The 11,001-nt window shown below is 46.5% G+C and carries 9 protein-coding genes; all 9 read right to left on the bottom strand.

Going from position 1 to position 11,001, the window contains the following annotated elements; translation table 11 throughout:
• Positions 1-2: 2 nt before the first annotated feature.
• The 9 genes from PKH29_03945 to PKH29_03905 all read right to left on the bottom strand — a co-directional run bounded on the left by PKH29_03945 (position 3) and on the right by PKH29_03905 (position 10,991).
• Positions 3-1,448: a hypothetical protein gene (locus PKH29_03945; protein ID HNX13986.1), complete on the bottom strand. Its 1,446-nt coding sequence runs from the start codon at positions 1,446-1,448 to the stop codon at positions 3-5.
• Between the two features lies 1 nt (position 1,449).
• A complete protein-coding gene (locus PKH29_03940; protein HNX13985.1) occupies positions 1,450-2,592 on the bottom strand; it encodes a hypothetical protein in 1,143 nt (380 codons plus the stop codon).
• Positions 2,582-4,060, bottom strand: coding sequence for a hypothetical protein (locus tag PKH29_03935; GenBank protein HNX13984.1), 1,479 nt, complete (start codon positions 4,058-4,060; stop codon positions 2,582-2,584). The genes PKH29_03940 and PKH29_03935 overlap by 11 nt, the downstream gene beginning before the upstream one ends.
• Before the next feature lie 105 nt (positions 4,061-4,165).
• Positions 4,166-4,516, bottom strand: a complete 351-nt coding sequence (locus PKH29_03930) for a hypothetical protein (protein HNX13983.1) — start codon at positions 4,514-4,516, stop codon at positions 4,166-4,168.
• Positions 4,517-4,945: 429 nt separating this feature from the next.
• Positions 4,946-6,049: a hypothetical protein gene (locus PKH29_03925; protein HNX13982.1), complete on the bottom strand. Its 1,104-nt coding sequence runs from the start codon at positions 6,047-6,049 to the stop codon at positions 4,946-4,948.
• Positions 6,049-7,392, bottom strand: a complete 1,344-nt coding sequence (locus tag PKH29_03920; GenBank protein HNX13981.1) for a hypothetical protein — start codon at positions 7,390-7,392, stop codon at positions 6,049-6,051. The genes PKH29_03925 and PKH29_03920 overlap by 1 nt, the downstream gene beginning before the upstream one ends.
• Before the next feature lie 3 nt (positions 7,393-7,395).
• Positions 7,396-8,904, bottom strand: coding sequence for a hypothetical protein (locus PKH29_03915; protein ID HNX13980.1), 1,509 nt, complete (start codon positions 8,902-8,904; stop codon positions 7,396-7,398).
• A 79-nt stretch (positions 8,905-8,983) separates the two neighbouring features.
• Positions 8,984-9,331 carry a hypothetical protein gene (locus PKH29_03910; protein HNX13979.1) on the bottom strand — a complete coding sequence of 116 codons (348 nt, stop codon included), beginning with the start codon at positions 9,329-9,331 and terminating at the stop codon, positions 8,984-8,986.
• A gap of 985 nt (positions 9,332-10,316) precedes the next feature.
• Positions 10,317-10,991 (bottom strand): hypothetical protein, encoded by a 675-nt coding sequence (locus PKH29_03905; protein ID HNX13978.1) that lies wholly within the window; start codon positions 10,989-10,991, stop codon positions 10,317-10,319.
• Between the last annotated feature and the right edge of the window lie 10 nt (positions 10,992-11,001).

Below are 11,001 nucleotides of genomic sequence, written 5' to 3'. Positions count from 1 at the left end.
CATCATTCATTCCCCCTTAAGAATGTATCATATTCGGCGTGGTTGATGCGCCACAACGGATAGGCAAGTGATAGGACGAACACCGCCGCATTCACTCCGAGAATCATCAACACCGAGGCCAACGAAAGCCCCCCGATGTTCATGCTGTATAAACTGCCGTAATGAAATGAAAAAATTCTGTCCCCGACAAAAACCAAAGCTGCCAAAGCGCCGATGTCCGAAAGCAGCGTGATCGCCAATATCTCTCCGATGGCAAACGCCCGTATATCTCCGAGTTTTGCGCCGCATAACAGGTGTATGGCATATCTAGGTAGATTGGCGTTGACTTTATTCAGCAGATTGATAGATATACATACCATGCAGGAGAGTAAAATGAACAAACTGCTGTAAAACAACAAATTAAAGAATCTGCCCATCTCACTGTAAAATGCATTCGGGATGCTCATCACATTCCCCCAGCCGGAGACGTCGTCTGCGAACGTCGCTCCGGTTTCGGAATGATATACGACTTTCCCCGCGACGTCGGAAATCGCATCGGTCACTTCTTCCGGAAAACCGTTGCCCACGCAGATCATCATCTGATAACATGGTCTCAAAACAGAAACTTTTTGCATCTTAGCCATGTTCGCATCTTCCGAGACCGCGTTATAATCAAAGACATCGCCCATGTCAATCCACGGCACAATCAGCCAGCCGTCTAAATACAGCAGTTTATCCTCCGAGGTCTCGTCGGCGTCGGGTGCGGTCGCCGCATTGGTATTGACATCGAGCGTCGCCTGTCCTTTGTCGAGGAAGCCGACGACTTCAAAATCCAGAATCAGCGGAAGCCCCGATTCCATATAAAGTTGAACCCGATCTCCGATCTGATAATTCTCCGCCAGTCCCGCACCCATAATCAGCGGATAAACCCGTCCGGGAACATAGGTAAAATAATCTTTCGGATAACCGGAAAAATCCTTGCCCTGCGTCACGCGGATTTTAAAATAATTCAAATAGTCCTGTGAGACCATCAGATTTAGCAACGTGGAGTAGGAAACACCGGTTTTCTGGCAAATCAAGTTTTTACTCGGACTTCCGACATCATATTTATCAATATAGCAATCGCTTCCCCGGTAGTCGATCACTCCGGTCCAATACTTTCCGAAATTAAAAAACCCATACTGCGGATAAGAGCGCCGAAGTTCGCTGTAAAACATCTTGATGGCCTCCACGCATTCCGGTTTTTGAATACCCTCCCAAGTCACCCGGTTGGACAGCATACAGATCACCCGTGCGCTGTCGGCGCCGTATACTGTGGTGAACTGTGCGCTGAGGGCCTCGGAGTTTTGCAGATAGACATAAGTTCCTCCGATGATGAACAACCCCGCGCAATACAGCAACACAATCAAAACACTCAATACGGGCGTCTTTTTAAAACTCTGCAAAATCTGGTGAATGATGATTTTCATTTTAAGCCCTCCGTAACGCGTCGCCCGGCTCAATGCGCATACACTTGATCACCGGAACCAGCGCGGTCAGCAGATTGAACGCAAGCGCGGCGGCATAGGCAATCAAGACCGCTCCGGAGAATAAACCCGGCAGTTCAAATCCCGCGGTCAATTTGAATATGTACATCACGCCATAAGCGCCTAAAAACCCCAAGTTGAACATCATCAGAAACCGAAGGATCAATTGCCAAAAGATTCGATCGCCTCCAAACCCGAGCAGACGGCGAACCGCGATATCGGAAAATCGTTTTTTTGCCCATAACATCGTGATCGGCGCCGTTGCGACGACCGCTGAAAGCACCGCGAAAGCGATCACGAGAATATTTAAAATATCCATCTTGAAGAAGCGGGTGATATCCAGTCCGGCGGGCGGAAGTTCGAACGGGGTAACCGTAAAGCCCTGTGTTTCAAGTAATTCTCTCAACTCCGCGAAGAGTTCCTGCGTCCGTTTCGCGGGACCGCCGTCCAGCACAAACACCGGTGTGATGACGTTGACGGCGCTGGCAGAATTGAGGTTATAGACCACCAGCTCGGCGCTGCCTCCGAAATTGTCACGATCAAGCTCGCCGACTAACAGCGCGTTTTCGGGTGCCAAATCAAACACCGGGTTCAGCGAGTCTACATATTCTTTGCCGCCCTCTTCAATCACGGCGTAATTTTTCATCAGCGACTTACCCCGGTTGATAAACAGCGCGACATTGTTTCCGCACGCAAAGTCGTCATGGGTAAATCCCCGACCGGTTTTCACGGCATTTTGATAATCCGGGTCGGAGGAATAGACGCCGGTTGAGAACGATGCCGACACCGCTCCCGCGAATACGGTCACATTACCTTTTTGGTTAGCAAAATCAATCAGGGTTTGAAAATCCACATGGGTGTCGTTGCCGTCGGCGCTCTGGATGAGCGCGTAAAACGCCTGTGCATCCTTGGAATAAAAAGCGGTCTCCGAAGCGGTCAGAGCTAACCGCTCAGCGGCGTAGCGCCCGCCGAATACCGCGGCGACGCTGACAAATGCGAAAATCAAGACCAGCAGGACTTCCTCGGTCTTAATTTTCCGAAATTTCCGTCCTGCGCCTTTCCCCACTGCTTTTTTGCTACTTTTCATATCCATACTTTTCAAATGCTTCTGTCCATGTCGTCGGAACAAGCAAGAAATCCTCTCGGAATACATGAGCCGGAGTCGGTACGGTGGAGCGATCCTCACTGTATTCTGCATGAGGAGAATTTTTTTCGCTGGTACTATCTGTGTATGCCCGATAATATGGGTTTACTCCCCAGATATACCGTTCTCCGCTTTTCGTAACCGCCACTTTTACCTGAGTCGAATAACAAAAATCCCGGACTTTACTGATATTCAAGACCTGTGTAATCTCATCGCAGACATCTTCAACAGGCGTTCCCTCGGGTATCAAATCATTGTCCCGTGCAATCTCAGCGGTGACTGTTCCGTTACCAAGCAGGCCGAAGCCATTTACGCCCCAGCACCACAGTGTCCCATCAGTTTTAAGTATATAATAAGTCAATGCTGCCGTATCGGATGCGTTATAGATTTTTACAACGCCCTCCGAAAGAAAATTAGGTTCTTCATAGACAACATAGTCGCCATCAACCGGCAGCGTGGTCATCCCGATTTCCCATAACTTATGGTCTTTTGTCACGAAAATGCAGCTGCCTTCAGTTCCCGAAAGGAAGGATGTCACATCCTCGGCTATAATCGTCCCCTTTTTCGCTGAACAGAGGTTCTCCTCTAAATCGATATAAAAATCGAATCTGCTAACATTTTGAACCTGCGCGACATTCGAATCAACTAATTTTTGAAGCGTAAAACTCCCGTCCTTGTTTTCAATTGCCTGCCAGTAGGCGCCATCTTTGAAATATCCGACTGTGTAACGCACACCGACATTGACTTGAGATTGACTTTCGATTGTATTGCCGAAATATTCAATGTGAATTCCGCCGAGTCTATCCACACCGGTATCCGCAGGCCTCAAAACAAATTCATCAATTTCGACGTTCGATCGAACCAGGGAAACATTCCCGGCATAAGTCGAGCCCAAAACATACAAACTGCCATCCTGTTTCAAGACCCCGCAGATATTCCTGCCGCTCCCTCCACTGCGGAGTTGCTTGACATCTTCTGCGATTTGCGTCCATGAACCGACGTAGTCGGAACCGTCCGTAGCGTGCTCATAATACCCTAAAACCCATAATGTCCCGTCGGTTTTCAATATATAAGTAGTAAATAAATTACATACAACGTCGGCGGCATCGGTGGCTAATACGATCGGCTTATAGGAATAATACTGCTCCGGAATGGGCAGGCCGAGAAGGTAATTATAATTTTTGCCCCATCCATAGAGCGTTCCGTCCGTTTCGAGATAATACAGCGTATGTCCTCTTGATCCATCGACCAGTTTCGAATAATTGCAAATGACTCCGTTTTCCAACGTTAAGTCATTCTCCTTGCTCTGCGCTGCGCTTTCCTGTGATGGTACAGAAGCCGTTGAATTCTCACAACCGCATAAAACAAGTAGAATTGATACACCAACTATAAACAAAAACACTTTGTTCATATTGAACCCTCCACTTTATTCAATATAAATAGAATCTCTTTTGCCCGCCCCACCTTAAGGTGGGGCGGGCATTGTCCACTTTTAAGGATTAAAAGTAGCACTATACTAAGCTTGATCGCCGTTGCCGTGGTAAGAGGACATCCACTGCCAATCAACTTCAAGGCCGGGATATGAATAGACAGTGTTGGTAAATCCAATTACGCCATAACTTGAACTGCCCGTATCATCGCTGTCGATTCCTATCGTGCTCCAATACAGGTCGAATGAGGTGTACGTCTGCGAAATCGACATGGTCGCAGATCCGTAATACTCATTACCGCCTCTGTATGTCAATACAGCCGATGAATAGGCAGGAGAAATCGGATACCTTTCATCAGCGCTCACCGCAACACCCATGGCCGCCAGCATGGAAAAACACATGGCGATGCAGAGGATGATTTTTACAAGCTTTTTCATATTAAATCCTTTCAGGGAAACGAAGCGCTTCCCTCCATTTCAAGAACGATTGAACAGGCCGAAACCTGTCAAACGAATGAATATTCTTTTTCGGTAACGTTACCCTGTCATGGGAAATATTCCGGTTACCCGGCCTCCGCTCACCGGATAGCAGGTTATCAAATTACGGTCAACACTTCCCGCTCGGGCTTTGCTGCCCGATGCGGCCGATTTAAAGCATGACGCTTCGTTTCCCTCGATGTTTCGATTTGAGCAAAGCCGGCAGCGCAAATCGAATCGATCAAAAAATAAGCTCTACTCATCGCTGCCATCGCAAATCCCTCCTTTCAATTGAAATTTATCCTACCGAATTCGTTGCATAAGTCGCTATTTATAAATCAAATGAGAAGCCCATTTTCTAACATGGTTTTAAAAATATTTTATCATTTCCTATTCCCGTCTCAGCGCGTCGCCCGGCTCGACCCGCATGGTCTGCACAAACGGCACGATGGCGATTAAAATATTAAACACCAGCGCGCCTAAATACGCCACTGCCATTTCCAAGCTGAAAAACGATTTCAGGTTCAAATAACCGAATTTAACGATGATGAAATATACTCCGTAACTGAGCAAAAACCCCAAGTGGAACAAAATCATCAGCCGCCCAAACATCCGCCACAGCGTAAATGAGGTCGAGAACCCGAGCATCCGCTGGACGGCCACAGCTCTTCGCCTTTTCTGCGACCACATCAGGGTCAGAGGCACTGTTGCAAGGACAATCGTAAAAGCACCGAAGACCAACATGATAACGTTAAGAAAACTCATATTAAAAAACTCAGAGACCGACATCTCGGACTTCGGAATTTCGGAAATCGTGACAGCCGCGCCAACTTCTGCCAGAAATTGCTTTAATTCCGTACGGCTGGCTTCTGCGGCCTTTTTATCTGCCGTATCCACTACGAACGAATCGCTGTGATAATAGGGCAATATAATCGCTTGTGCATCAAGATTCATAATTGACGACCTGTTAGCGGGGCTTTTGATTTCATATCCCATTTTTCCGATAATTTCATAACGGATTCCGCCGGAGACCAAATATTCTTTTCCGTTTTCTGTTTCAATCGTCTCGGCGGAATTCGGCGTAAAATCCTTCCCGACTACGCATAATGCTTTTCCGCTGAAAAAGTCCGACGCCTCGAAAAACCTGCCTTCGAGTATCGGCGGCAAATAGGAATACCCCGAAAAAATCAACCCGACCGAACTTAAACTTGCTTTTGTATAACGATAAATTACGACGTCCTTATGCTCATTGATATATTTTTTCAACAGCTCTGTCACGTCAATATCTGCTTTCGTCGAACTTCTCGCTTGCATTCCGAACGCATTTTCAGAATAATACCCTCTCGATGCCTGTTCGAATTCATAACTCCGGACCGCATAATCACCGAAAAAGATACAGCCAATCCCGATCAACATAAATATGGAAACCAGTAATATTTCCTGCGTCCGAATTCGTTTCATACTCGCGCGCAATACGGAAAGCTCTCTTTTCATTATTCGCGCCCCCTCAGCAGCGTGTCGAATTCCACCCGGTAGAGCTTGATCAGCGGAACGGCCAAAGACGCTGAGCAAACAAAAATCGAAACCGCTGTCGCTGCCAACACCGAAGCGAAATCGATTCGCGTGACCTGTACGCCGAAAATACCAGACACGTTGTAAGAAAACACATATTTCCCGAGCGTCAGCGCCAATATGTACGCAATCAGGTTCGAAAGCGCCGCTAAGATCAACACTTCGAGCATCATCGCCACCGCCTGTCCCCCGACTGTCCCGCCGGAAATCTGATGAATGGCATAAGTCTTGAAATTTGCGATCAGTTTATTAGTCAGGTTCAGCGCCAGACAGACGCAGCTTCCGCTCACGATTAAAATCGAAGCCATCTCAAGCATTCGGAAATAACGGTTGGCGTCGGCCATAAAACTGCTGGTTAGAATCATTGTTCGCTGGGAAGATGCTTTTCCGATCAACTCTTGATTCCCATAACCGCTTAAATCAATCGAATTGTTTTTCGAAATCAAGATAAAATCGCATAAATGATTGAGATAAACGTCATAAGCATAATGGTTCTTGGTATCGATCTGCGGATCTGGTATTACAGTACCTGTTATGTCATATGCCGGAATAAACATGGTATTTGACAATCGAAGTAAATCCTCGTCAGCGTTGTTGATCGGCAGAATCGCCGCGTCGAGCGGCAGAAAACCAACTACCTCATAGGATACGACTGTATTATAAGCCCACGGCAGACGTGCTTTAAAAATCTCTCCTAATTTATAATAACCGTTGTAATCCCACCCCATTACAACCGGAATCGGCGAGCCGTCGTAAATACCGCTGCAGTCCGAAAAGTCCTTGCCGACAGCGACTATCAACGAAAACCGCTCAAACACCCCCGGATCGATCATATAGGCCTTCGCAAGCGAATAGACGCTGTCCGATTCGATCAACGCGAGATCGCGCTGCGGCTGGTAATTTTCATATCCGACCAGACAGCTGTCGGGACCCTTGTAATCGAAAATTGTCAAACTCCCGTTAGAAAAAGTATAGGATTCGAATTCGGTCGAGGTCTTGATTTGACGGTAATAATTTATGCAGGCCTCGATTCGTTCCATATTTTGATCGCCGAGAGCGGTTGACATAACACCGGCTTTAAACTTGTAGTCCTTTTCCCCGTATACCTTGTAAAAATCGGAGAGTTTCGTCTGATTCTGCGAATAGTATCCGGCGATTCCGATGGTCAGAAACAACCCCACCGCGAACATCACCGCAATCAAAACCGAGAGCAGCTTTTGTTTGGTCAGGTCTTTTGCGGACTGCTCAAAAATCACTTTGAACATCCGTCAATCCCCTATGTACGGCGGGAAAGTGCATTCCGTCGGATATTTGATAATATCAAGATGATGCATGATCGCGCCCGGAATCACCGCGTCCGCCGGAAAGTCCGGCGCCGTTACCATTCCCTCATACCATTTGGATGCCCCGTATACGCCTGATTGAAGGAACTCGACATAATTCGCCTCGCCGTAAGTTTGAACGGTTTTGTAGGTATCCATCCCCCAATAATGGTAATTTCCGTCCTGCATCTTGGCAAACATTAACTCATATCCGCCGAGAATCGATTCGACCCCATCGGTGACCAGTGTCGGTTCATAACAATATTGTTCATTAAGCTGATTACCCGATGATCCTATCGCATCAAAGCTTTCCGCAAGCCGATTAAACTCATAACTGCAGTCAGTTCCTAAAATACCATAACCGTATTGTCCCCAGGAATAGAGCTTTCCGTCGTTCGTCAAAGCATAACACCGAGTGATGGATGAATTATCAATTTCTTTTACATTCTTCAATAAAAGTTTCGGTGTATTAACGACATCAGCGCTTTTATCAAATAAATACCCCGTATTCCGCCCCCAACCGTAAAGGTCGCCGCTTTCGGTGATTGCGAATGAGCACCATGTGGAGGTATAAATCAATGCCACGCCGCTCATAATCTGCATTGGCTCTGTCACCACACAGTCCGTTGTTTTGGAAGAAAGATCGCCGTTTTCACCGTTTCCGACCTGCCCATATTCGTTGCTGCCCCAAGCCCATAAAGTGCCGTCGGTCTTGAGCGCTAAAGTATGTGATCCCACCGCCGATATATCAGCGACATTGTCCAGGATTTTCACCGGTGTGTTATATGCGGAGTCCTCAATGCTCATCTTCCCGTTACCGCGTGAGGACTCTTTGGCATACCCCCATGCCCATAAAGACCCATCTTCTTTCAGCGCGTAATAAATGGCACGGCAAATGCATTTTTTCACCCCGCTCAATTTTTTATAAGGCGCAGTTGCGATAAATTCTCCTGTACTCGGATTAACATCACCGTACGAACCCCAAATCCACAAATCACCATTGTTTTTTATTGCATAACCCCAACCGACATCTGCGACGCCCTCCATTAGCTTGGTCGGTTCCAATACAATTTCGATATTTGCATCAAATCCAAGAATTTGTTTTTTTCCGTTGTATCCCCAAACATATAAATCGCCATTTTTCTTTATTGCGGCCGGCATCCCAAGGTTATCGCTTATTATTACCGCATCGGATAGAATTTTTGTCGGAACATCGATTCGATCAGCATCTTTAATACCTAAGAAATATATTCCTATATTACTCATATCCTGCGTTTTTCCATAGGAATATACGTCTCCTTCCGCAGTTAGGAACATATATCCATAAGAGCCTGCGCAAACCTGTTCAAACGGTTTTTCCGGTAACGTATTAATTATTCTGTTTTCAGTATAGCAGCCGTTAAAAACAATGATTATAAGGATTATCAGCCAAATTAGTAAATGAATCTTTTTCATATTCATATCTCCAATAAATAACATTGCATACCAAATTTACAGTTCCCGCCCCGAAAAGGGCGGGAACTGCTTGACTTGTTCAGGCCTGACCGTAACCGGAATTCCCGGCATTGATGGCTTGATACTCGTAATCATAATGCGTTCCGCCGAACGATGTGGCCCACACGGCGTATGAACCGTCCGACGAAGCATAATCTTGCCCTTCGATATAAGGCCCGAAGCATGTTTCAGCATAGGCCCAGATCGGAGAAAACGTCAACGGATCTTCGTCAGGGTATACCCCGACCATTGTGCTTCCGGAGCTGTATCCTCCGCCGATTGAAACAGTCAGATCCACATATCCTTCCGCTGTTCTGGCAAACGTGTTTATGGTAAAGCAGCAAACAGCAAGCATGGCAACCATGACAAGAGTAATGAGCTTTTTCATATGTTTGACCTCCTTAGTCATTCCCTATGTAACACAATCGAGGCCCTTATTTTTGGCCATGATGTATCACATATTTTTAACTTACAGGCCTACTCATTTCCCGAAACCGCCCAGAACCTGTTTTTTTAGGCAAATTGTGATCTGACAACAATTAGTTTGGCGGCTCCGGGTCATTCAATCAAAATCAGCACTTCCCGTACAGGCCTTATTGCCCGCTGCGGCCGACAGGTAACATGCCGTTTGATTTTCTCCGATTCAACATCGGCGGAATCGGTTTGGCCAAAATCGTTTCCAGCGAAAATCAAACATACCGAAAAATGAACTTTTTTCCATGCTCCCATCGTGTTTTCACCTCCTTCGTGTTATTAAATTTTCTCAAGCGAATTCGCTTTTCTACTTAAATTTTTTTCCTTTCGATTATTTAATAATTCTCTGTCTCATTTTTCGCTCTGATTTCGTTCTGTTGGTTATATTTTACACTATTAATTTCCTTGTGTCAAGCATTTCCAGATTTTAAATCCCATAATGTAACAATGTTACGATTTTTCAACTTTATTCTCTCATCAATGCGTCACCTGGATCAACCCGCATTGGCTTGCAAAAATCCGGATGTCCTTTTAAGAGGAATAATTAAATGTGCACATACCTACTTAAAATGCACATAGTAATGACCTTTCGTTAAAAGATTTGATGTAAAAATTTAAGTATGCCCTCATTTTGTATATCAAGCGATAACAAGAGCCGGAAATCGTTAAATAATATCGAAAAATCCTTTAGTGACGCCATTTTTTCGAAAATAACAGAACACCCGCTTTGATACGATGGTATCAAAATAGGCGTTCGATTATTCCAAAGATATTGCCCTCGATATGAACAGAGCCGTGACGAATCGACGCGGCTCTGTTGTTTAAGAGAGACTGTCATCGTGAGCGCAGCGAAGGAACTCTGATTAATAAGAGCGAGGTTTTTAAGTGACTTTACTATATTAATAATAAAACGAGAGCGCTTCCGGGATCGGGGTAAAATCGGTGCGCTGCTGCGAGAGCAGCCAATCGACAACGCCGTATTGCTGATAAGCGGTGTTGATGCCGCCGCAGTGGTCGTAACCGTCGAGCACGGTCAGCGTCGCTTTTCCGCCGTTTTTGATGACCGAGTCCACCATCAGCTGCGAATAAACTAACGGGACCGCCGTGTCCGCGCTGCCGTGGTAGGCATGCACCGGCGTGGTGCTCAGATTGGAACAGCGCCACGACATCCCGCCGCCTGCTACGGGCGCAATCGCCGAGAAGAAATTCGGGAAGGTGAGTCCGATCATCCAGGTGCCGAAGCCGCCCATGCTCCCGCCGGTCAGCGAGACCCGCGTACGGTCGACGTCGTATTCGTCGATCACCCGGTCGATGAGGGCTTTAACCTCCCACGGGATATTGTCCCAAACACAGTCGCCCGGGCATTGCGGGCACAAAATCACGGCTTCGGTTTCGAATCCTTTTTCGAGCATCAGCGGAATTCCATGGCGGCCGAGGTGCTCTACAACCGTGCCGCGTTCGCCCGCACCATGTAAAAAAATAATCAGGGGCAGATTCTTTTTGAATGTCTCGGGGGTAAAAACCTCGTAATTCATACGGTATTTATCGTCTGCGAGATAATTTTTTTTGTTCATGATTCTCTCT

This window comes from Oscillospiraceae bacterium, from assembly GCA_035353335.1.
Classification (GTDB): Bacteria; Bacillota; Clostridia; order Oscillospirales; family JAKOTC01; genus DAOPZJ01.
The sequence above is the reverse complement of the archived record's forward strand: the minus strand, read 5'-3'. Positions and strand labels throughout refer to the sequence as shown.